This window comes from Streptococcus devriesei DSM 19639 (assembly GCF_000423725.1).
Classification (GTDB): Bacteria; Bacillota; Bacilli; order Lactobacillales; family Streptococcaceae; genus Streptococcus; species Streptococcus devriesei.
In genome coordinates this window covers 542,989-566,389 of sequence record NZ_KE384084.1, presented here as the reverse complement: position 1 = coordinate 566,389, position 23,401 = coordinate 542,989, and the positions used below count along the sequence as shown (strand labels likewise).

Genomic DNA, 23,401 nt, shown 5'->3' with positions numbered 1-23,401 from the left:
ATAGCTAGAACTATTTTCACATGCGGGAGAAGCCTGTGTCTGGGTATTTGGGAATGAGGATAAGCCATCATTTTCCCCTTAAATATGATATAATTTTAGTGTTATGACGGAACGTAATTCAAGAAAGTATGCTGTGGTAGATTTGGAAGCAACAAGTGCCAGCAGCTCGGCTTCTATTATTCAGGTGGGCATTGTCATTATAGAAAATGATCGCATTGCAGAGACCTATGCAACGGATGTCAATCCTCACGAGAAGCTTTCTCCAGCCATCGTCAGCTTGACGGGGATTACCGATGCCCGCTTAAAAAAAGCTCCTGATTTTTCCGAGGTGGCTGCTGATATTTACGAGCTGATTGCTGATTGTATTTTTGTTGCTCACAATGTTAAATTTGATGCCAATCTTTTGGCTGAACATCTTTTTTTAGAAGGCTATGAACTTTTGAACCCTCGTGTGGATACAGTTGAGCTGGCGCAGGTTTTTTACCCGACTTTTGAAAAATATTCACTAAGCAATCTGACGGAACTTTTGGAAATTGAACTGTCGGATGCCCATACAGCAATCGCTGACGCTAGAGCAACCGCTGAGCTGTTTTTAAAGCTGAAAAAGAAAATGGCTGCTTTGCCCAGGATAACGCTGGAGAAAATTTTATCTTTTTCTGACAGTCTGCTTTATGAGTCGAGGATTCCGATTGAAGAAGCCTTGGAGCTGGCTCCTGTTCACCTGACAAAAGACTATCAGGAAGTAGCAGGACTTGTCTTAAGAAAAGAGGAGCCTGTGCTGCAGGAGCGCCGTTTATCTCAGGATTTTGCAACCAATATTGCTCTTTTGAATCTTGAAAACAGACCCAAACAGCTCGAATTTGCAGATCTGATTGCAAAAAGATTTGACGATCCCAGAGCAAGTTTCATCGAAGCTCAGTCAGGCATTGGCAAAACCTACGGTTATCTGCTGCCCTTGCTTAATGCTGCCCAGACAGAGCAAATTATTGTCAGTGTGCCGACTAAGGTGCTGCAGGATCAGATTATGGCCAATGAAGCCCAAACGCTGAGAGACGTCTTTCATCTCAACTGTCATAGTTTGAAAAGTCCTAACAACTACCTTAAGCTGGACAGCTTTTATGAAACTTTGGCAAGAAATGATGACAATCGTCTGTTAAACCGCTATAAAATGCAGCTTTTGGTCTGGCTGCTGGAAACAAGAACCGGGGATCTGGATGAAATCAGACAGAAACAGCGGTATGCAGCCTATTTTGACGAAATCAGGCATGACGGCCGTCTCAGCAGGCATTCGCTTTTTTACGGCTGTGACTTCTGGCAAAGAAGTTATCAGAGGGCTCAGAACAGCCGGTTACTTATTACCAATCATGCCTATCTGCTGACGCGAATCGAAGATGATCGAGCCTTTGTAGAAAATCAGATTTTAGTCATTGATGAAGCTCAGAGATTATTTTTAGCCTTGGAACAATTCTCGCAAAAGCAGCTTAACATGACTAAGACGCTGCAGACACTGAATCAGCTTTTGGAAAATTCTCAGGATATTTTAGGAAAACGGCTGCTGGAGAGCATCCAATTTGAACTGAACCACCTGCTGACTCTTTTTTATAAGCAAAGAAGAAAGCAGCTTAAGGAAGAAGACATCAGCCGTTTGCGGCAGAATCTGGCAGAGCTCGCTCTTCCGGAGCTGGCAGATTTGCAGCAGCTGTTTGCGGATTCTTTTTCAGATTTTTGGTTTGAAGAAGAATTCTCTCCGGAGCACCGGATTGTGCTGCTCAAGTCTGCCCGTCTGGATTTTACAGATTTCACCAGTTTTTTGCCGCCGACTAAAAAGACGTATTTGGTTTCAGCCACCCTTCGCATTAGTCCTCAGGTCAGTTTGGCCAATCTGCTTGGTTTTGACACCTTTAGTTTTGACAGTGTGCCGGGCGAGCAATCTAAGCAGCAGGCCATCTGGATTGATGACAGTATGCCCGATATCAGTGAGCTGCCAGATGCAGATTATGAGAGCCTGCTGGCAGACCGTCTCTTGCAATTGGCGCAGCTCCAAGAACCCATACTTGCGCTCTTTAATTCTAAAAAAACCATGTTTGCTGTATCTGAACGGCTTGATGAAGCTCAGCTGACTCATTTAACTCAGGATAAAAACGGCACAGCTTTTAATGTCAAGCGGCGTTTTGACCGAGGAGAGACTGGTCTTCTTTTAGGCACCGGCAGTTTTTGGGAAGGGGTTGACTTTGTTGAGCAGGACCGGCTGATTGAGGTCATCACGCGTCTGCCCTTTGATAATCCTGAAAATGTCTTTATTAAAAAGTTAAACCGCAGGCTCAGGCAGGAAAGCAAAAATCCTTTTTATGATTATGCTCTGCCCAGTGCGATTCTGCGTTTGAGACAGGCTATCGGCCGAACCAAGCGCAACAGCCGCCAGCTTTCAGCTATTGTTATTTTAGACAGCCGCATTATGCGTAAGCGGTATGGTAAGGCCATTCATGATGCCTTATCTGCACAATTCCCTCTGGTCAATCACAATTTTCAAAAGATTCTTGATGACATTGCTCATTTTTTAAGCTCTTAAATAGCAGCCAAAAGGAAGCTGAAGAAAAACAATCAGCTTTCTTTTGATATAATCATAAAAGCTTGCTACAGCAGTTATCTGAACGTTCTTATAAGCGATAGCGCTTATCTTGATAAACTGTGAAAAGATGAAGCGGCAAAATCAAACTGCTATCTGTTAGTTTTTGTTTTTATTCAGTTTAAAAGAGCACAGCAGCAAATAGGGAAACAAACTTTTCTAAGATATTGCTCTGAGGCTCTGTGCGGACCCTTAAGAATATTCAAAATGGCAATTGGAAATTTAGGCTATGTTTGATATAATAAAAAGTATTAGTGTGTAATGCTATAAATCAGTGTTTGAGAAGAGGACAAAGGAGATAGGATGGTTAAATTATCAAGGCGTGTTTTAGAGATGGAAGAATCAGTTACTTTGGCTGCCAGTGCGCGTGCCAAAGAATTAAAATCGCAAGGGCGGGATATTTTGGAGCTCTCTGTGGGGCAGCCGGACTTTATAACCCCTAAGCACATTCAAGATGCAGCTATTAAGTCTATCCAAGACGGCAGTGCTTCCTTTTATACAGTTGCCTCAGGCCTGCCAGAGCTAAAAGACGCCGTCAGCCAGTACTTTGAAAACTTCTATGGCTATTCTGTAGAACGCAATCAGGTCGTTGCCGGAACCGGTGCTAAGTTTATGCTTTATGCGCTCTTTGCAGCCCTTATTGACTCAGGAGATGAGGTCATTATTCCGACGCCTTTTTGGGTGTCCTATGCTGACCAGATTAAGATGAATGAGGGTGTTCCGGTTTTTGTCACAACCAGTGAAGACAATCATTTTAAAGTCAGCCTGGATCAGCTGGAGGCAGCAAGGACGGATAAAAGCAAAATGCTTTTGCTCAACAGCCCTTCAAATCCGACAGGGATGATCTACAGCAAAGAAGAGTTAGAAGCTATCGGCAACTGGGCTGTAGAACATGATATTTTAATTTTGGCTGATGATATTTACGGCCGTTTGGTCTACAACGGTGCTGAATTTGTTCCTATTTCAAGCCTGTCAGAAACGATTCGTAAGCAGACGATTGTTGTTAATGGCGTTTCCAAGACCTACTCAATGACCGGCTGGCGTGTCGGCTATGTGGTTGCAGATCCTGAAATTGTTGCAGCAATTTCTAAAATCGTCAGTCAGACAACATCTAATTTGACAACGGCGGCTCAGTATGCGGCTATTGAAGCATTGACCGGCGCTCAAGACAGCGTTGAAGAAATGCGTCAGGCCTTTGAGGAGCGCCTCAATACGGTTTATCCGCTGTTAGCAGAAGTTCCCGGCTTTGACGTTGTGAAGCCGCAGGGAGCATTTTACTTCTTCCCAAATGTTAAAAAAGCAATGGAAATGAAGGGTTATACAGATGTGACCGCCTTTACAACTGCAATTTTGGAAGAAGCCGGCGTTGCTTTGGTGACGGGAGCAGGCTTTGGAGCTCCTGAAAATGTCCGCATGAGTTATGCGACTGACCTGGATACCTTAAAAGAAGCAGTCCGCCGTCTCAAGGTCTTTATGGAGAACTAAGCCATGGCTAAAATACTTCGTCGTTATGCCATCCCGGCCATTCTGCTTATAATCATCATAGGTCTCAGCTGGGCTCTTTTTCAAACCAAAAGAGAGCTCAAAACTGTTAAAGAAAAGGCTATGCATCTTGCCTTTGACCGAGGAGACATTCAAATTCAAAAGTCTGGTGATACCTTTAAGCTGACTTTTGTGTCCAATGGCTCGACTGGCTATGGCTGGAAAGTCAGTGATGTTTCAGAAAAGCTGGATTTAGATGACATAACCACTGAAGATCTGTCACCGTTTTCCGGAGCTGATTATCAATTGCGGGCAGGACGCTCAGACCTTGCCTATCTTAAAGGGAAAGTGCTGGCAGATGGCCGGTACCAGTTTAAACTGTCTTATAAACGTCCCTGGGAGAAAACAAGTCTGGATAAAGACTATCTTGTGACTGTCGAAAGTCAGACAAAACACTATGGTAAAACGTCTTCAGAACCTGCCATCAGCTTCATCTCCATCAAAGAAATCATAACGAAATAAGAAAGTAGAAAAGAGAACCACTAAACATGTCTAAAGATTTAGTATCTATTATTGATGTTCCAAAACACGTTGGTGAAGAGGTAACCATAGGTGCCTGGGTTGCCAATAAGTCGGGCAAGGGTAAAATTGCCTTTCTTCAGCTGCGTGACGGCTCCGCCTTTTTCCAAGGGGTGGCCTTTAAACCAAACTTTATCGAAAAATTCGGTGAAGAAGAAGGAACCGAAAAATTCAATACCATCAAGCACCTCAACCAAGAAACAGCTGTTTTGGTAACAGGTGTTGTCAAGGAAGATGAACGGTCAAAATTTGGCTATGAACTTGATGTAACAGGTGTTGAAGTCGTTGGAGAATCAGAAAATTATCCTATCACGCCTAAAGAACACGGAACAGACTTTTTGATGGATCACCGCCATCTCTGGCTGCGTTCGCGCAAGCAGATGGCCATCATGCAGATTCGTAACGCAGTTATCTATGCTTCTTATGAATTTTTTGATCAAAACGGCTTCATCAAATTTGACAGTCCAATCTTATCAGGCAATGCGGCTGAAAACACGACTGATCTTTTTGAGACAGATTATTTTGGCGAACCCGCCTTTCTCAGTCAGTCCGGTCAGCTCTATCTGGAAGCAGGTGCCATGGCGCTTGGACGGGTCTTTGACTTCGGACCGGTATTCCGTGCTGAAAAATCAAAAACGCGCCGCCATCTGACAGAATTTTGGATGATGGATGCGGAATACCCGTTCATGTCACATGAACAGTCCCTTGATTTGCAGGAAGCCTATGTCAAGGCTCTTATTCAGGGTGTTCTTGATCGGGCACCGCAGGCTCTTGACATTTTAGAGCGTGATGCTGATTTACTCAGGAAATACATTGCTGAACCGTTTAAGCGTGTCTCTTATGATGATGCCATCACACTTCTTCAGGAGCATGAAGCAGATGAAGATGCTGATTATGAACATGTTGAGCATGGCGATGATTTTGGCTCACCCCACGAAACATGGATTTCCAACTACTTTGGCCTGCCGACTTTTGTCGTCAATTATCCGGCCAGCTTAAAAGCCTTTTACATGAAACCGGTGCCGGGCAATCCGGATCGTGTGCTTTGTGCCGACTTGCTTGCTCCGGAAGGCTATGGTGAAATCATCGGCGGTTCTGAGCGTGAAACGGATTATAACACCTTGCTTGAGAAAATTAAAGAGAACGGCCTTAATCCGGATGACTACGCCTTTTATCTTGACCTGCGCAAATACGGTTCTGTTCCCCACTGCGGATTTGGTCTTGGTTTAGAGCGCATGGTGACCTTTGTGGCAGGAACGAAACACATCCGTGAAGCCATTCCTTTCCCACGGATGCTGCATCGCATTGAACCATAATATTTCTTAGCTGCAGCAGAGAATCTGAAAAAGAGCGTGAGACAGAAATCAAGACTTAGTCTGCTGATTTTTGTCCCGCTCTTTTTTATTGATAAAGTCCTTATTTTAATTTTCTGAATATTTTGCTATAATAGGAGGCATCAGGCACTTACAGGAGGTGATTTTCAAGCAGCTTGAAAGTAATCTTTTGTCTCTGTCTCATTAATAGATTGTCACCGCCTAGAAAAAGACGATGGCCGCTTGTTTCATAGGAGGAACTGTAATGACAACTACTGTAATGGCAAACTATAGCTATGGCGAAGACTGTTACCAAGAAATTCCTGAGGTCCTAAAACCCTACCATATTAAAAGTGTGGTCTTAATTGGAGGGAAAAGAGCCTTGGCCAGCAGCGAAGATGAGGTTCGTGCTATCTTGGTACAGGCAGGTATTGACGTGACGGGCAGCTTTGTTTACGGCGTTGATTCGACACAAACAAACATTGATAAACTGGCAGCTAATCCTGATGTGCAGCGGGCGGATGCTATTTTTGGTTTTGGCGGCGGAAAAGCACTGGATACCGCTAAAATGGTTGCTAAAGAACTGGATAAACCGACCTTTACTTTCCCGACAATTTGTTCTAATTGTTCAGCCGGAACAGCAATAGCGGTCGTTTATAATGATGACCATTCCCTTTTAAAATATGGTTATCCTGACTCACCGCTCCATATTTTCATCAATACACGAGTCATTGCCAAAGCACCTGAAAAATACTTCTGGGCCGGTATTGGTGATGGTATTTCGAAAGCTCCTGAGGTAGAGCATGCTATCTCGGAAGCAAAGAAAAAAGGAGCAGCAGCCTTTCCTCATACCGCAACATTGGGTGAGGCTGTGGCTCTGTCTTCAAAGGATGCCTTTTACCGCTATGGTCCGCAAGGGCTGGAAGATGTTCGCAATAACAAGGCATCTCAGGCAGTTGAAGAAATCGCCCTTGATATTGTGGTATCAACCGGCTATGCTTCTAATTTAGTCAATCAGCCTGATTTTTACTATAATTCTTGTCATGCGCATGCTTTTTACAATGGAACAACTGCCATTAAGCGTGAAGGGGAATATCTCCACGGTATGGTTGTTTCCTACGGTGTGCTGGTCTTGCATGCTTATTTTGATGAGCAGGAAGAGCTGGAACGTGTAGCCAAGTTCAACAAGGAATTAGGGCTGCCGGTAAGCCTGCAGGAACTGGGCTTGACTCAGGAAGATATTCCTAAGATTGTTGAGGTTGCTCTGACAACCAATGAATACCGCAACACGCCTTTTGATCCTGAAAAATTTGCGCAGGCCATCCGTACAGTCGATCAACTTGGTCAGCAATTGTAAACCAGATAAAAGAAAGAAGGAAGAGCTATGAAAAAAATTCAGACAGATAAAGCGCCTGCAGCTATCGGGCCTTATGTTCAGGGAAAAATTGCCGGTAACCTTTTGTTTGCCTCCGGCCAGATCGCCCTATCGCCTCAAACAGGCGAAATTGTTGGCGAGACCATTCAGGAACAAACCCAGCAAGTATTAAAGAATATCTCAGCTATCTTATCAGAAGCGGGCACGGACTTTGACCATGTTGTCAAAACGACTTGCTTTTTAGCCGACATCAAGGATTTCGTACCTTTCAACGAAGTCTATGCGACAGCTTTCGGTCAGGAATTCCCGGCGCGTTCCGCTGTTGAGGTTGCCCATCTGCCCAAAGACGCTAAGATTGAAATTGAAGTGATTGCTTATATTGACTAAGTCAAAAAGCAGAAAAAAGCCCGAGCGACAGTAACGCTCGGGCTTTTTGCCATGATCATCAGCGAGTTTCTAGGCTTTTTGCATTTTTTTGGCGGTCGTCATCATAAGACGGATACGGTTGAGCTGATTGACTTCTGATGAGCCCGGATCATAGTCAATCGGAGCAATGTTTGCTCCCTTATATTGGCGGCGCAGCTCCTTGATCATGCCTTTACCAACAATGTGATTTGGCAGACAGCCGAACGGCTGCAGGCAGACAATGTTTTTGACATCGTTGTTGAGGAGTTCGATCATCTCACCTGTCAAAAACCAGCCTTCACCGGTATGGTTACCGATGGAAATAATCTTAGACGCACCGTCAGCAATGTCATAAATGGATTCGATACCTTCAAAGCGCTGTGATTTTTCAAGAGCCTTGTTCATTGGTTTTTCAAGGAGATTGATGGCATCAATACCCAATTTAGCCAGACGTTTGCTCTTTTGGCTCATGTTGAGTTCATCGGCCTTCCAGATTTGGTTGAAAAGGGAGTAGTTCATAAAGCCAATCAGATCAGGAACGACAGCCTCACCGCCCTCCCTTTCGATAATACCGACAATATCATTATTAGCAGTGGGTGCATATTTGACCAGAATTTCACCAACCACACCGACACGGGGTTTCTTATCAAAATCAACCGTTTCAAGGTTATCAAAGTCTTTGATGATCCGTTTCATATTGCGGTTGAATTCAAAGTAAGAACCCGATTTGATATTTTTCTTGGCGGTACTCAGCCATTTATCATAAAGGGCATTGGCAGAGCCGGGAACTTTCTCATAAGGGCGGACGCGGTAGAGGACACGTTCAAAAAGGTCGCCGTAGAGCACGGCAATGAGCAGCCGCTTGACAAAGGGCAGGGTGATGTTCCAGCCCGGGGTTTCTTCGGTTCCTTGATTGCCCATGGAAATCGAAACAACCGGAATTTGCGGGAAGCCCGCATCTTTTAAAGCCTTGCGCAGGAGCGGGATATAGTTAGTTGCCCGGCAGCCGCCGCCTGTTTGAGTCATCATGACACTGGTATTGTTGAGGTCGTATTTGCCGCTTTCTAAGGCTTCAACCAGCTGGCCGATAGTGATGATAGCAGGATAGCAGGCATCATTGTGGACAAATTTGAGACCGACATCAACAGCTTTTCGGTCCATGGCAGGCAGAATAACAACATTGTAACCGGCTTGCTTGAAGGCTTCTTCGATCAGCCCGTTTTGGTGAATGGGAGACAGCATAGGCATAAGCAGCGTATGCGTTTTTTTCATTGCTTTAGTGAAGACAGGTTTATCGGCCGGCATATCTTCCTCTTCACTGCCTTGACTGTCACTGGTAAATTGCGGAGCTTGATTGAAAATGTGGTCCAGATTTGCTTTTTTAAGTTTATTATCGCGCTCTTTGACAGCGGCCTTGAGCGAACGCAGCCGGATGCGGATAGCTCCCATATTGCTGCCTTCATCAATTTTAAGGACGGTATAGAGTTTGTTGTGGCCGCGCATGATTTCTTCCACTTGATCGGTTGTTACAGCGTCAAGCCCGCAGCCGAAACTGTTTAATTGAACCAGTTCCAGATTGGGATTTTTAGCGACGACTTTAGCTGCCGCATAGAGGCGGGAATGGTAGACCCATTGATTGACAACACGCAAACCGGAGACTTCTTCTAAGCCTGACACCATATCTTCTGTCAAAACATGAAAACCTTCCTGAACGATGATATTGGCAATGCCGTGATTAATTTCCGGGTCAAGATGATAAGGGCGTCCAGAGAGAACGATTGCTTTTTCTCCCTTCATGCTGATGGCGGTCAGCAGCTCATCTGCCTTGGCCTGCAAATCAGCCTTGAAATCAGCCAAAGCTTGATAGCCATGTTCAACAGCCTTACGAATTTTTTCGGCTGTTATATCATCGTAGTCAGCAAAGGCCTGTGACAGAGAATGAACGAGGGTTTCAGGATCAGCTAGATTGACGAAGGGATGGAAAAATCGGACCTCGCCGTCGCGAATGGGGTCCATATTTTTTTCAATTACTTCCGGATAGCCTTGGACGATAGGACAGTTGTAATGGTTGGGTGCCTTGCTGTTTTCCATGCGTTCATAAATAACGCTCGGGTAAAAAATAGCATCAACCTTCTTGTCAATCAAGGCTTGAATATGACCATGCACCATCTTAGCTGGGTAGCAGACCGTATCACTTGGGATGGTTTCGATTCCCTTCTCAAAGAGTTTCTTGTCAGATTTGGGTGAAATCTGCACGCGAAAACCAAGATCGGTCAGCACCGTATGCCAGAGAGGATAGTTTTCATACATGTTGAGGACGCGCGGAATTCCTATCACACCGTGAACGGCATCGCGTTTTGACAATGCTTTAAATTTAAAGAGTTTTTTGTATTTATAATCAACCAGATTTTCTTTTTGCTGGCTGCGGTCAAATTTAATCTTGGTGACCTTTTCGGCTCCGCGTTCGCAGCGATTGCCGGTAACAAATTTTGAACCGTCGCTGAAAATGGTGACAGTCAGGGCACAGTTGTTTTCGCACAGGCCGCAGCGTGTAAATTCTTTTTCAGCGGTAAAGCTATCTAATTCATCCAGATTCATGATGCTTGAACGGTTGGGATGTATCAGTTGTTCAGACATAGCATTCTCCTTTAGGCCAGAGTCATTTCTGGCCGGGCAGCAGTTTGGTCAGTTTGTTCATGAGGGTCCAAGGCCAGTTCGTCTTCGTATTTTTCTTGGGCAATAAGAGCGCAGCCATAAGCGCCCATGAGGCCGGCAATATTGGGCCGAACCACCTGACGGCCCGAGACCAGTTCAAAGGCACGAAGCACTGCCTCATTGTAGAAAGTGCCGCCTTGGCAGACAATTTTTTGGCCTAGATCTTCGGGGCGTTTGAGCTTGATGACCTTGTAGAGGGCATTTTTGATGACTGAGTAAGACAGTCCCGCAGAAATATCAGCCACAGTGGCTCCTTCTTTTTGGACTTGTTTAACTTTGGAATTCATAAAAACGGTACATTTTGACCCCAGATCAACAGGGTGCTCAGCCAAGAGGGCAACCTGAGCGAAATCTCTGACATCATATTTGAGTGATTTGGCAAAGGTTTCAATGAATGAACCGCAGCCGGACGAACAGGCTTCATTAAGCTGAATGCTTGACAGCGCTCCGTCTTGGACAGACATGGCTTTCATGTCCTGTCCGCCGATATCCAAAATAAAGTCAACGCCGGGGTTGAAATAATTGGCGGCCTTGAAGTGAGCAACGGTTTCAACCTCGCCGTAATCCACCCGCAGCGCAGCCTTGATTAGGTTTTCACCGTAGCCGGTCACGCAGGAACGAGCAATGAAGGCCCCATCAGGCAATTGGTGATACAATTTTTTCAAAACAGCAATAACATTTTCCAAGGGCTGGCCTTGGTTGTTGCTATAGTGCTGGAAGAGGATATTGCCGTCCGGGTCTGTCAAGATGACTTTTGAAGTTGTCGAGCCGGCATCTATCCCTAAGAAAACGGGACCAGAAACGCTGCCGATCTCCCTGTACTTAGCGCTGGCTTCATCATGGCGCTCACGCCAGTCTTCCAGCTCTGCTTGATTTTTAAAAAGACAGTCCAAGGTATTTTGAGGAACCAAGGATTGCGAGGTATTTTTTTCAAGGTTGTCAATAATTTGTGTCAGGCTCAGCTGGGCCTGCTCTTCTTCAAGAGCTGCTCCCATGGCAACAAAGAGCTGTGGATTTTCTGGGAAAATCACATGTTCAGGGGCAATATTTAAAGTCTCGATGAAACGCTGACGCAGCTCACTCATAAAGAAAAGCGGACCGCCTAAAAAAGCTATGTTCCCTGTAATCTTACGGCCTGAAGCAAGACCTGCAATCGTTTGATTAACCACAGCTTGAAAAATAGAAGCGGCAATGTCTTCTTTGCGGGCGCCTTCGTTGATGAGAGGCTGCACATCGGTTTTAGCAAAGACCCCGCAGCGGCTGGCAATGGGATAGATGGTTTCATAATCTTTGGCAAGTTCATTAACCCCGTTGGCATCAGTCTTTAAAAGCTCTGCCATTTGGTCAATAAAAGCTCCGGTACCGCCCGCACAGGTCCCGTTCATCCGCTGTTCCAGAGTATCGCCAAAGAAGGTCATCTTGGCATCTTCACCGCCCAGCTCAATCACCACATCGGTTTCAGGAATCAGTTTTTCAACTGTTGTAGTAGCCGCAATAACCTCTTGGACAAAGGGAATATCAGCAGCATCAGACAGGCCGATTCCCCCTGAACCGGTGATAGCAATACTGACCTTTTGATCGCCGATGTCAGCAATAGCTTCTCTTAATACTTTAACAGTCGCTGTTTTGACGTCTGAAAAATGACGTTCGTAGCGTGAAAAAATTAAATGATAGTCTTCATCAAAGACAACCAGCTTAACGGTTGTTGACCCAACATCAATTCCTGCTCTATACATAGTAAGACAGTACATACGGGCAAAAGCGGCAGAAAGTGGAGAAATCTCTCCGCATACTGAGCTTATGACAAGTTTGATAGCTCTGAAAATCTGAACAAGATCGCATGAGCTGCTGAAATGTCGCCCGTCTTGGTCCTTTCTTTTATTTTAGGCGACAGGCTGTCGGTCCTGCAACAATCTGTTGCTTAGTCAACAGTCTGTCTGTTATAATATTATTATAGAACTCAGCAAGACAAATTCAATCGTTGATTTTTTGAAAACTGTTGCTTAAACAACACCCTGAAACAAAGTGTTGCTTATGATGGCTGATTCGGGTGACTGTTTCAGTGAATTGATTAGGGAATATGTTTAGTCTTAATAGAAAGAATGCTCATGAAATTTACAGATATTCGCTACCTGCGGACGGAAAAACTTATTTTTGATGCCTTCACCAAGCTTCTGAGTGAAAAGCCTTATGAAAAAATTACAGTGCAGGATATTGCCGATGAAGCCATGATTAACCGTGCGACATTTTATGCTCATTATGCGGACAAGGATGAGCTGCAGCAGGGAATTCACAGGCAGCTGCTGCAGCAGTTATCTGATATGATTGATGCGGCTCAGGTGACAAACGGCGATATTGTGCAGGTTAGAAAAGCCGAAAATCTGTTGGCCAATTTCTATCACAGTCTGGAAAAAAATCGCTCCATTGCCAAAATCGCCTTAAAGAGTATTTCGCAGGAAATCATGCAGGAAAATTTCGGCAAGCTCTTAAGAGAAAAGTATGCTGATTTGCTGGAAAAATTAAACGTTACAGAATCTGGCGAGTCAGTGCCTACGGATTTTATCGTTGCTTATCTGACCAGTATTTTTACAGGGACGCTCATGTGGTGGATCAAATCTGATTTTGACATGCCCGCTAAAGAACTGGCACGCCTGGTTATTACTCTGGTCAGCAATGGGCATTTAACTGTTCTGGGAGTGACGATTAATCGTGATTAAAAGCGGGCGCTGTTTCAAGTCCGTTTTTTAGCGATCCGCTCCTTAAAAAAGTCCGCTAAAGCGGTTTTTTTGCTATAATAGAAGCAATAGAAAGAAGGCAGGATATGACCAAGGATGAACGGTTAGTGGATGCTATTGACCATAAAAGCTATCTGTTAGAGGAAGGGATTTTTTTATCTGATTTGGATAAGCGTCTGCAAAAGCTCCTCTTGCAGCATCATCCTCAGCTGACTGAGCAAAGTTTTATCAGCCATAAGAACCTGGCGCAGTATCGCTTGATGTTTTTACAGGAGATTGTTAAAAAGGCTAATAAAAAGAACGATTACGTCCGTGAAACGGTCTATGAAGTAAGCAAAAATCAGGACTATATGCCCTTAGATCTGCAGGAAGAGTGGGACAGCAAAATTACATTTGGTCAGCGAATAGCTGATGATGTCGCACGCTTTGGCGGTTCATGGACCTTCATCATCTGCTTTGTAGCCTTGATGGTTCTGTGGATGGCTTTCAATGTTATTAAACCTTTTGGCTTGGTCTTTGATGCCTATCCTTTCATTCTTTTGAATTTGGCTCTGTCTACCTTGGCGGCTATTCAGGCTCCTTTGATTATGATGAGCCAAAACCGTGCCTCGGACTATGACCGTCTGCAGGCTAAAAATGATTATAACGTTAACAAAAAATCTGAAGAAGGCATCAGGCTTTTGCATGCTAAGATTGACCATTTGGTGCATCAGGACCAGTCAGATCTTTTGGAAATTCAGAAATTGCAGGCAGAAATGCTGGTTTCTATCACCAAACAGTTAGCAGATATGCAGGAGCAAAATCAGGCCTTGATTGAAAAAGTGGGAGAGTTAGAAAAAAGGAGCAGTGAAAATGTCTGACAAAAAAATTGATCTTGTCATTGTCACAGGCATGAGCGGTGCCGGAAAAACCGTTGCCATCCAGTCTTTTGAAGACTTAGGTTACTTTACGATTGATAATATGCCGCCGGCTTTGGTGCCTAAGTTCTTAGAATTGGTTGAGAGCAGCGGTGAAAATGATAAGGTTGCCCTGGTCGTTGATATGCGCAGCCGGCTTTTTTTCAAGGAAGTCAGCTCAATTTTGGACAAGATAGAACTGAATGATTCTATTAATTTTCGCATTCTCTTTTTAGATGCTACTGACAGTGAGCTGGTGTCACGCTACAAAGAGACCCGCCGCAGCCATCCTTTGGCAACAACCGGGCGTGTTTTGGACGGTATTGCCCTTGAGCGAAAACTTCTGGCTCCTTTAAAAAATCTCAGTCAGAATGTTGTTGATACGACAGAATTAACACCGCGGCAGCTGCGCAAAACGATCTCAGATCAGTTCTCTGGAGAAAAAGATCAGGACAGTTTTCATCTGGAAGTTGTCAGCTTTGGTTTTAAATATGGCCTGCCTTTGGACGCTGACTTGGTATTTGATGTGCGTTTTCTGCCCAACCCTTATTACAAGCCTGAACTGCGCAATAAGACCGGGCTTGATAAAGATGTCTCAGACTATGTCATGAATCATAAGGAATCAGAGGCATTTTACCAGAATCTCTTAGCTCTGTTAAAGCCTATCCTGCCTGGTTATCAAAAGGAAGGGAAATCCGTTTTAACGATCGCCATCGGCTGCACAGGCGGTCAGCATCGCAGCGTGGCCTTTGCCCATCGCTTGGCTGAAGATCTGAAGCAAAATTGGACTGTTCATGAAAGCCATCGTGATAAAAATCGACGTAAGGAGACAGTGAATCGCTCATGAGAAAACCAAGAATAACTCTTATCGGCGGCGGGACAGGCCTGCCTGTTCTTCTAAGCAGTCTGCGTCATGAAGATGTGGATATCACGGCGATTGTCACGGTAGCAGATGATGGCGGCAGCTCCGGGGCCATTCGCCATGTCATGCAGCTGACACCTCCCGGCGATCTTCGCAATGTTTTAGTAGCGATGAGCGATATGCCCAGATTTTATGAGAAAATTTTTCAATACCGCTTTAATGCTGAAGACGGCGCACTTGCCGGGCACCCGCTTGGCAATTTAATCATTGCCGGTATTTCAGAAATGCAAGGGTCTACCTACAATGCCATGCAGATTCTGTCAAAATTTTTTCATGTTACCGGTAAAATCTATCCTTCCAGTGAAAAAGCCCTGACACTTCACGCCGTCTTTCAAGACGGACAGGAAGTTGTCGGTGAAAGTCAGATTGCTAAACATAAGGGCATGATAGACTATGTTTATGTCACCAACAGCTATGATGATGCTAAACCGGCTGCCAGCCGCAAGGTTGTCGATGCCATCATGGACAGTGACATGATTGTTTTGGGTCCCGGCTCACTCTTTACTTCTATTTTGCCAAACTTAGTTATTGATGAAATTGGCCGGGCGCTTTGTGAGACAAAGGCCGAGGTGGCTTATGTCTGTAACATCATGACACAGTATGGAGAAACCGAGCACTTTACTGATGCCGACCATGTGCGCGTGCTCAACCGTCATTTAGGACAAAAATTTATTGATACCGTCTTGGTCAATGTTGAAAAGGTACCTAAGGAATATATGAATTCCAATAAATTCGATGAGTATCTGGTTCAGGTCGAACACGATTTTGCCGGCCTTAAAGAGCAGGTGCCAAGAGTGGTTTCATCGAATTTCCTCTGTCTGGAAAATGGCGGTGCCTTTCACAATGGTGACAGCGTTGTCGCCGAATTGCTAAGCCTGATTAGAATGAAGGAATTATGAGTTTTACGACATCCGTCAAAGAAGAAATTTTAAATTTGGATTCAGCTGACAAAAATGAATTGTCAGCTATTATTAAAATGTCTGGCAATCTGGGCCTGACTCATCAGGGCCTGACCCTGTCCATTATTACCGAAAATGCCAAAATTGCCCGTCATATCTATGCCTTGCTGGAGCAGTTTTACCAAATTGTCCCCGAGACCAAGTACCATCAAAAGACCAATCTGAGAAAAAATCGGGTTTACACCGTTTTTCTTGATCATCATGTAGACAGTATCTTGTCTGATCTGCGGCTGTCGGATGCTTTTTTTGGCATTGAAACAGGGATCCAGCAGAAAATTCTGTCGGAAGATGATGCCGGACGCTCTTATCTACGGGGGGCTTTTTTGTCCAGCGGTTCCATTCGGGATCCGGAATCCGGCAAATACCAGCTGGAAATTTTCTCCGTTTATCTGGACCATGCGGAGGATTTGGCCAGGCTGATGCAAAAATTCATGCTGGATGCCAAAGTGATTGAGCACAAGCACGGTGCGGTTACTTACCTGCAAAAAGCTGAAGATATCATGGATTTTTTGATTATTATCGGCAGTATGGATGCCATGCTGGCCTTTGAAAAAATTAAAATCATGCGGGAAACCAGAAATGATGTCAATCGGGCCAGCAATGCCGAAACTGCGAATATTGCCAGAACCATCAGTGCCAGCATGAAAACCATCAATAATATCATTAAAATCAGAGACAGTGTTGGTTTGGAAAGTCTGCCGCTAGAACTGCAGCAGATTGCTCAAATACGAGTTGCCAATCCTGATTTTTCCATCCAGCAGATTGCTGACAGTTTGGATGTACCGCTGACCAAGAGCGGCGTCAATCACAGGCTCAGAAAGATTAATAAATTAGCAGAAGAATTATAGTAAAGGAGAAAGCAATGACTTGTACAACGATCCTCGTCGGGAAAAAAGCCAGTTATGACGGCTCTACCATGATTGCCAGAACCGAAGATTCACAAAGCGGTGATTTTTGCCCTAAAAAGTTTGAAGTGATTAGTCCGCAAAAGCAGCCCAGACATTACCAGTCCGTTTTATCCTCTTTTACCCTAGATCTGCCGGATAATCCCTTGTCTTATACCTCTGTTCCCGATGCTCTGGCTAAGGAGGGTATCTGGGGAGAAGCAGGCATCAATGAGGTGAATGTCGCCATGAGTGCAACTGAAACCATCACGACAAACAGCCGTGTCTTGGGAGCAGATCCCTTAGTTGCAGCAGGTATTGGGGAAGAAGACATGCTGACCTTGGTACTGCCCTATATTCGCTCAGCCCGTGAAGGTGTGGAGCGGTTGGGAAAATTGTTAGAAGAATACGGTACCTATGAATCAAACGGCATTGCTTTTTCAGATGCAGATGAAATTTGGTGGCTGGAAACCATTGGCGGCCACCACTGGATTGCGCGCCGTGTTCCGGATGATTCCTATGTGACCAATCCTAATCAGCTGGGAATTGACCATTTTGAATTTAATAATCCGGAGGACTATCTTTTTTCTAGTGATCTGAGAGACTTTATCGACGACAATCATCTTGATTTGACCTATTCCAATGAGCATTTTAATCCCCGCTATGCCTTTGGCAGCCAAAAAGATAAGGACAGGCATTACAATACGCCCCGTGCCTGGGCCATGCAGCGATTTTTGAATCCTGAAATTAAGCAGGATCCGCGCAGTTTCTTTATTCCCTGGTCGCAAAAGCCCTATCGCAAGATTACAGTTGAAGATATTAAATATGTCCTGAGCAATCACTATCAAGATACAGCCTTTGACCCTTATGGACCTGAAGGCGACCGCGTCAGCCGGACAGCTTTTCGAACCATTGGCATTAATCGTACCAGCCAGACTGCTTTGCTGCAGATAAGGCCCGATAAGCCTCAGCCGACTCAAGGAATCCAATGGCTTTCTTACGGCTCCATGCCTTTTAATACCATGGTTCCTTTCTTTACACAGGTTTCAAAGACACCGGATTATTTTGCCAATACCAGCGATAACGTTTCTACCGATAATTTTTATTGGACCAACCGCTTGATTGCCGCGATCGCTGATCCTCATTATGGCAAGCACGAGTCTGATCTGGAGGCCTATGCTGAGAAGACCATGGCAAAGGGTCATGCGATGATTAAGCGTGTTGACAGAGCTTTGGCAAAAGGAGAAACAGTGGACTTTGAAGAAGAAAACCAAGTGATGAGCGATTTTATTGAGGCTGAGACGCAGGCCCTCCTTCACAAAATTCTTTTTGATGCCAGCAACCTGATGACCAACCATTACGGTATCAGCGACTGATGATAAATGAGCAGGGAAAACTCCAAACAAGTGCCCTGCTTTTTTCTTTTCAATACCTGTCAACAGTTTTCTTTTTAAGATTTTTAGCGTTGGTAAAAAATAATAATTTTAGGGCTTGCAAAAAAATAAAAATATGGTATACTTAACCAGTAAATAATTAACTGGTTAACAAAAGGAGATTCACATGAAGAAAAAACCTGTTATCATCATTTCACTTCTCATTGCCATATTAGTAGGAGCCATCGCGTTTTTAATGGGACAGGAAAGGACCAAGAAAACTGATGGCAAGATAGATGTTGTCACGACCTTTTATCCGATGTACGAATTTACAAAAAATATCGTCGGCAATCAAGGGCAGGTCTCTCTCTTGATCAAAGCAGGAACAGAGGTCCATGACTTTGAACCTTCAACCAGAGACATTACCAAAATTCAAGATGCCGATGCCTTTGTCTACGATTCTGACAGCATGGAATCCTGGGTTAAGTCTGTTAAAAAATCTGTTGATACTGAAAAAGTCCCCTTTGTCGAAGCAACTGCCAATATGATTTTAGCGCCGGGGACAGAAGAGGGCGGTCATGAGCACGGGCATGAAGGCCATCATCATGCCTATGATCCTCACGTCTGGCTGTCACCAAAACGAGCTGTTATACTGGTGGAGAACATTCGTGACGGACTGTCACGGAAATTCCCTGACAAGGCTAAGACTTTTAAGACAAATGCAGCTGCCTACATCAAAAAATTGCAGGCTCTGGATAAAGACTACAGCGATACGCTTATCAAGGCGCAGCAAAAATCCTTTGTGACACAGCACGCTGCATTCGGCTACTTAGCCCTTGATTATGGCTTGACACAAATCCCTATTACCGGCCTGACAGCAGAGTCTGAGCCGTCAGCCAAACGCTTGGCTGATCTGTCCAAATATGTAAAGGAATATGGGATTGACTATATTTATTTCGAAGAAAATGCTTCTTCAGCCGTTTCCAAAACCTTAGCCGATGAAGCCGGAGTTAAGACAGCCGTCCTTAGCCCTCTTGAAAGTCTGACACAAAAGCAGATGGATACTGGCGAAGATTATTTTTCTGTCATGCGCCGCAATTTAAAAGCACTCCAAAAGACGACAGATGCAGCCGGCAAAGCGATTAAGCCTGAAACAGATGACAGCAAGACTGTCGCTAACGGTTACTTTAAGGATAAGGATGTGAAAGATCGCAAACTCTCTGACTGGGCAGGCAAGTGGCAGTCTGTTTATCCTTATTTAAAAGACGGAAGTTTAGACAGTGTCTGGGAGTACAAGGCCAAATCTAAGAAAGATATGACAGCTCAGGAGTACAAAGATTACTATAATAAGGGTTATAAGACAGATGTTGAAAAGATTGTCATTGACGGCAAGACAAATACGGTTACCTTTACAGAAAAAGGCAAGAAATACAAATATACCTATAAATACGCTGGTTACAAGATTCTTAACTATGCAAAAGGCAATCGGGGTGTTCGCTATCTTTTTGAAACGACAGCAAAGAATGCCGGATCTTTTAAATATATTCAATTCAGCGACCACGGTATCAAGCCTCAAAAGGCGGAGCATTTCCATCTTTTCTGGGGAAGTGACAGTCAGGAAAAACTTCTGGAAGAACTGGAAAACTGGCCAACCTACTATCCAAGTAAGCTAAGCGGCCGGGAAATTGCTCAGGAAATTGTAGCTCACTAAAGACAGCTTCTCACAATCATAAAAAAGCAAGGCAGCAGCTCTTCTTAAGATCAAGCGCTGCCCTGCTTTTTTTGTATCATCGAAGAAATAAGGAAGTCTGCTCATTGGTAGTAGATGAGTAAACGTTTGCAATTAATCCTGCTATTTCTTATAATAACAGTAATTAGAAAGGAGTCCTTATGAAAGCAGCAGTTGTTTATAAAGCTGGCGGTCCGGACGCTTTTGTCATTGAGGAGAGACCGCTCCCTAAACCCAAAGCAGGATGGAGTCTTATCAAGGTTTTAGGTTTTGGCATCAACCATTCGGAAATTTTTACAAGACAGGGGCTGTCTCCCAGTGTTGTCTTTCCCAGAGTTTTGGGAATTGAATGTATCGGAGAGGTTGTCAAAACACAGTCGCCTCATCTAAAGGTCGGTCAGCAGATTATCTCTATCATGGGAGAGATGGGCCGTGATTTTGACGGTTCCTATGCAGAGTATACCCTTTTGCCTGATGAGCAGATTTATCCTATTAAGACAGATTTGCCCATAGAAAAATTAGCTGCTCTGCCGGAAACCTACTACACTGCCTACGGTGCCTTTAAAAACCTGCAGATTAAAGCAGGAGATGTGACCCTGATACGGGGAGCAGCGTCTGGTGTTGGTCTGGCCATGCTTGGCCTGATTAAGGCACAGTTCCCTCAAAATAAGGTCTTTGGCAGCAGCCGTCATTTAGAAAAAGAAAAGACTTTGCTAAGCTTAGGCTATGATGGGATTATTCTGGATAAAGACAACGTGCTGCAGACTGATTTGAGCTTTGATAAGATTTTAGAATTAATCGGTCCGGCTTCTATCAAAGATTCCTTTGATCATATTAAAGAGCAGGGAATCGTCTGCTCTAATGGCCAGCTGGGCGGCCGCTGGTATTTGGAAGACTTTGATCCCATTATGGAATTAAAGCACAATAGTTACCTGACAACGTTTTATTCTGGTAATGTTGACCAAGAAAGGCTGCAGGAGATGCTGGATTACGTGGCTAGATTTCATGTTCCCATACGTGTTGAAAGGATTTTTAAACTGGAGGAAATCAGTAAAGCCCACGCTTATATCGAAAGCACGGCAGGATTTGGTAAGGTTATTGTTTTAAATTAAGATTTTCAGGTAAAATAACGACGGTTCAGTCTGCCCTGCGGCAGGCGATAAAGTCTGGTTTTAAAAGAAGGGGGAAAAGATGGCTTATATTGAAAAACTTCCGCTTGGTAAGGTATTAGATTTAAAGAGAGAAGTTCCGATTGAAGAAGAGCAGATGCTTAGTAAAACACTGGTACAGCGGGATGATCTGGGGATGACACTGTTCTCGCTGGATAAGGATCAGGAAATCAGCCGCCATTCATCACCAGGCGATGCCATGGTTAACGTTTTAAGCGGCATGGCAGAGATTACGATTGGCAGTGATGTCTTTGAAGTAGCTGCCGGACAGACCATCATCATGCCGGCAGGCATTCCTCACAGTCTTTACGCCAAAGAAGCCTTTCAAATGCTTTTGGCAGTTGTCAAACCTGAGGTGAATCATGATTGATAATATTTGTGATCTTATCAAATACCATGACGGTCAAATTGCCAGCCGTTCCTTAAGCAGAAAATTAACTGTTGATACCCCCGTAACACTCTATGCCATGGCAAAGGGTGAGTCCATCAGCAATGAATCCGGCAAACTGACAAAGCTGATTCAGGTTTTAGAGGGCAGTCTTCAAGTTGAGACAGCAGATGAAAGATACCTGCTTGAGGCTCAAGGCATGCTGAGTATTGCTGCTGATCAGGTTCATAATCTCTATGCTCTTGAAGACAGTAAAATTCTGCAGATTGAGTTATAACAGAAGCCTTATAAAAGATTGCTGCTAAACAGCCGCTTCTAACAGCAAAGATGCTAACAAAAAATCCCTTTCGATTGCTCGAAAAGGATTTTTGATTACCGATGTAATAATGCAAATAGCTTTGCTTATTTGAGACCGTATTTTTTGTTGAAACGATCGACACGTCCGTCTGCTTGAGTGAATTTTTGACGGCCAGTGTAGAAGGGGTGTGAGTCAGATGAAATTTCCACACGAATAAGCGGATAGGTTTCACCTTCAAACTCAACAGTTTCGTTTGAAGTCTTAGTTGAACCACTAAGGAACTGATAACCAGTTGAAGTATCCATAAAGACAACTGGACGGTATTCTGGATGAATATCTTTTCTCATTTTAAAAAATTTCCTTTCTGCCATAGCCCACTTTGAGCCATAGTTAATCTAACTTCTCTAGTTTATCAGATAAAGTGTTATTTGACAAGACTTTTATACATTTTTTTCTATTAAAATAAGGTGTAATAGCGGAGCGTTTATCCCCTATAGTGCAAGTTCATATTGGACTGATGGCGTGCCCAAAATCAAAGCTCTTACTTTGAAGCCTTAAGCAGATCCTGCAGTTCCTGATAGATTTGATCGTTTTCTGCCAAGCTGTAAGAATTAGCACCGCTTGCTAAGGGATGTCCGCCTCCGGCATGTCTCTTGGCTACTTCATTGATAACAGCGGTTTTGCTGCGAAGTCTGACGCGGTAATGGCCATCCGGCTGCTCAACAAAAATGGCCCAGACTCGGACAGTTTCGATTTTTCCCGGAGCAGAGACAATAGCTGATGTTTCCGCATCTGTCAGCTCAAAAGTTTTCAGTACTTCCTGACTTAGGACAACGCGGGCTGCTCCTTGATCATCAATGTCGAGATGTTCAAAAACATAGGCCAACAGCTTAGCAATCTTGTAAGGAAAAGAATCCATCTGACGTGCTAAAGCTGCAAAATCAAAGTCATATTTAAGCAGTTTGCTGGCAATTATTAAAGTTTTTGATGTGGTTGCAGGATAGAGAAAACGGCCTGTGTCGCCGATAATACCGGCATAAAGCAGCCGTGCTGCCTGAGACGTCAGCTCCAGCTGATTTTGCAGGGCGAAATCAGTGATAATCTCACTGGCGCTGGAGGCTGTTGTATCAACATAAGACAAATCGCCGTAAAAGTCTTCATCCGGATGATGGTCAATTTTGATTAAAAAATCACCTGTTGAATAGCGGCTGTCATCAATTCGCGGTCGGTTAGCAGTGTCAACAACAATAACAAGTGCACCTTTATAATCGTCATCAGCGACCACATCCATTTGAGCCAGCCAATCTAAGGTTGGTTCATCATAGCCGGTCACTTTAACGGTTTTTTGAGGAAAATTCGCCTGAATAATTTCTTTTAACCCAACCTGACTGCCCAGTGCATCCGGATCTGGTTTCATGTGCCGGTGAATGATAATAGTATCGTAAGCTTTAATACTGTCTAAAATATCTTTAAAAGTAGTCATAAAGGTTCCTATTCTTTTTTTCCTATTATAACACAGTAAAAGCCAATCTAAAAAATGATTGACTTTTCTT

General features: G+C 44.2%; 20 protein-coding genes. 16 read left to right on the top strand and 4 right to left on the bottom strand.

From position 1 onward, the window contains the following. Positions 1–103 precede the first annotated feature (103 nt). The 6 genes from G573_RS0108865 (at position 104) to G573_RS0108840 (ending at position 7,762) form a co-directional block, all read left to right on the top strand. Entirely contained in the window at positions 104–2,569 is a 2,466-nt protein-coding gene (locus tag G573_RS0108865) for a bifunctional DnaQ family exonuclease/ATP-dependent helicase (RefSeq protein WP_027976395.1), read from the top strand. Positions 2,570–2,929: 360 nt separating this feature from the next. After that, the gene (locus G573_RS0108860) at positions 2,930–4,111 is read left to right on the top strand and encodes a pyridoxal phosphate-dependent aminotransferase (protein ID WP_027976394.1); all 1,182 of its coding nucleotides are present in this window, start codon (positions 2,930–2,932) and stop codon (positions 4,109–4,111) included. Positions 4,112–4,114: 3 nt separating this feature from the next. Next, on the top strand, positions 4,115–4,630 hold the full coding sequence (locus tag G573_RS11155; RefSeq protein ID WP_051175739.1) for a protease inhibitor I42 family protein: 516 nt from the start codon (positions 4,115–4,117) through the stop codon (positions 4,628–4,630). 26 nt (positions 4,631–4,656) lie between these two features. Beyond that, positions 4,657–6,003 carry an asparagine--tRNA ligase gene (asnS, locus tag G573_RS0108850; protein WP_027976393.1) on the top strand — a complete coding sequence of 449 codons (1,347 nt, stop codon included), beginning with the start codon at positions 4,657–4,659 and terminating at the stop codon, positions 6,001–6,003. A 262-nt stretch (positions 6,004–6,265) separates the two neighbouring features. Beyond that, on the top strand, positions 6,266–7,357 hold the full coding sequence (locus tag G573_RS0108845; protein ID WP_027976392.1) for an iron-containing alcohol dehydrogenase family protein: 1,092 nt from the start codon (positions 6,266–6,268) through the stop codon (positions 7,355–7,357). 27 nt (positions 7,358–7,384) lie between these two features. Next, positions 7,385–7,762 (top strand): RidA family protein, encoded by a 378-nt coding sequence (locus tag G573_RS0108840; protein WP_027976391.1) that lies wholly within the window; start codon positions 7,385–7,387, stop codon positions 7,760–7,762. Between the two features lie 69 nt (positions 7,763–7,831). Here G573_RS0108840 and G573_RS11550 read toward each other — a convergent pair whose 3' ends face one another. After that, complete coding sequence (locus tag G573_RS11550; RefSeq protein WP_169364451.1) at positions 7,832–10,417, bottom strand: acyl-CoA dehydratase activase-related protein; 2,586 nt, start codon at positions 10,415–10,417, stop codon at positions 7,832–7,834. 11 nt (positions 10,418–10,428) lie between these two features. Continuing rightward, positions 10,429–12,231 (bottom strand): acyl-CoA dehydratase activase, encoded by a 1,803-nt coding sequence (locus tag G573_RS11545; RefSeq protein ID WP_169364449.1) that lies wholly within the window; start codon positions 12,229–12,231, stop codon positions 10,429–10,431. Between the two features lie 372 nt (positions 12,232–12,603). On the opposite strand from G573_RS11545, the gene G573_RS0108830 reads away from it, so the two are divergent. The 10 genes from G573_RS0108830 to G573_RS0108785 all read left to right on the top strand — a co-directional run bounded on the left by G573_RS0108830 (position 12,604) and on the right by G573_RS0108785 (position 21,827). Then, positions 12,604–13,212, top strand: coding sequence for a TetR/AcrR family transcriptional regulator (locus G573_RS0108830; RefSeq protein ID WP_027976390.1), 609 nt, complete (start codon positions 12,604–12,606; stop codon positions 13,210–13,212). 104 nt (positions 13,213–13,316) lie between these two features. Further along, entirely contained in the window at positions 13,317–14,090 is a 774-nt protein-coding gene (locus G573_RS0108825) for a DUF1003 domain-containing protein (protein ID WP_027976389.1), read from the top strand. Then, on the top strand, positions 14,083–14,973 hold the full coding sequence (rapZ, locus tag G573_RS0108820; RefSeq protein ID WP_027976388.1) for an RNase adapter RapZ: 891 nt from the start codon (positions 14,083–14,085) through the stop codon (positions 14,971–14,973). The genes G573_RS0108825 and rapZ overlap by 8 nt, the downstream gene beginning before the upstream one ends. After that, positions 14,970–15,947 (top strand): YvcK family protein, encoded by a 978-nt coding sequence (locus G573_RS0108815; protein WP_027976387.1) that lies wholly within the window; start codon positions 14,970–14,972, stop codon positions 15,945–15,947. Before rapZ ends, G573_RS0108815 begins: the two co-directional genes overlap by 4 nt. After that, positions 15,944–16,855, top strand: a complete 912-nt coding sequence (gene whiA, locus G573_RS0108810; protein ID WP_027976386.1) for a DNA-binding protein WhiA — start codon at positions 15,944–15,946, stop codon at positions 16,853–16,855. Before G573_RS0108815 ends, whiA begins: the two co-directional genes overlap by 4 nt. A gap of 14 nt (positions 16,856–16,869) precedes the next feature. After that, on the top strand, positions 16,870–18,267 hold the full coding sequence (locus G573_RS0108805) for a C69 family dipeptidase (RefSeq protein ID WP_027976385.1): 1,398 nt from the start codon (positions 16,870–16,872) through the stop codon (positions 18,265–18,267). A 184-nt stretch (positions 18,268–18,451) separates the two neighbouring features. Beyond that, entirely contained in the window at positions 18,452–19,975 is a 1,524-nt protein-coding gene (locus G573_RS0108800; RefSeq protein WP_027976384.1) for a zinc ABC transporter substrate-binding protein AdcA, read from the top strand. Between the two features lie 179 nt (positions 19,976–20,154). Then, positions 20,155–21,105, top strand: coding sequence for a zinc-binding dehydrogenase (locus G573_RS0108795; protein WP_027976383.1), 951 nt, complete (start codon positions 20,155–20,157; stop codon positions 21,103–21,105). Between the two features lie 79 nt (positions 21,106–21,184). Continuing rightward, entirely contained in the window at positions 21,185–21,532 is a 348-nt protein-coding gene (locus G573_RS0108790; RefSeq protein ID WP_027976382.1) for a cupin domain-containing protein, read from the top strand. Then, the gene (locus G573_RS0108785) at positions 21,525–21,827 is read left to right on the top strand and encodes a cupin domain-containing protein (RefSeq protein WP_027976381.1); all 303 of its coding nucleotides are present in this window, start codon (positions 21,525–21,527) and stop codon (positions 21,825–21,827) included. The genes G573_RS0108790 and G573_RS0108785 overlap by 8 nt, the downstream gene beginning before the upstream one ends. A 125-nt stretch (positions 21,828–21,952) precedes the next feature. Here G573_RS0108785 and G573_RS0108780 read toward each other — a convergent pair whose 3' ends face one another. Continuing rightward, a complete protein-coding gene (locus tag G573_RS0108780; protein WP_003087628.1) occupies positions 21,953–22,195 on the bottom strand; it encodes a type B 50S ribosomal protein L31 in 243 nt (80 codons plus the stop codon). A gap of 194 nt (positions 22,196–22,389) precedes the next feature. Then, positions 22,390–23,331 carry a DHH family phosphoesterase gene (locus G573_RS0108775; protein WP_027976380.1) on the bottom strand — a complete coding sequence of 314 codons (942 nt, stop codon included), beginning with the start codon at positions 23,329–23,331 and terminating at the stop codon, positions 22,390–22,392. Positions 23,332–23,401 lie beyond the last annotated feature (70 nt).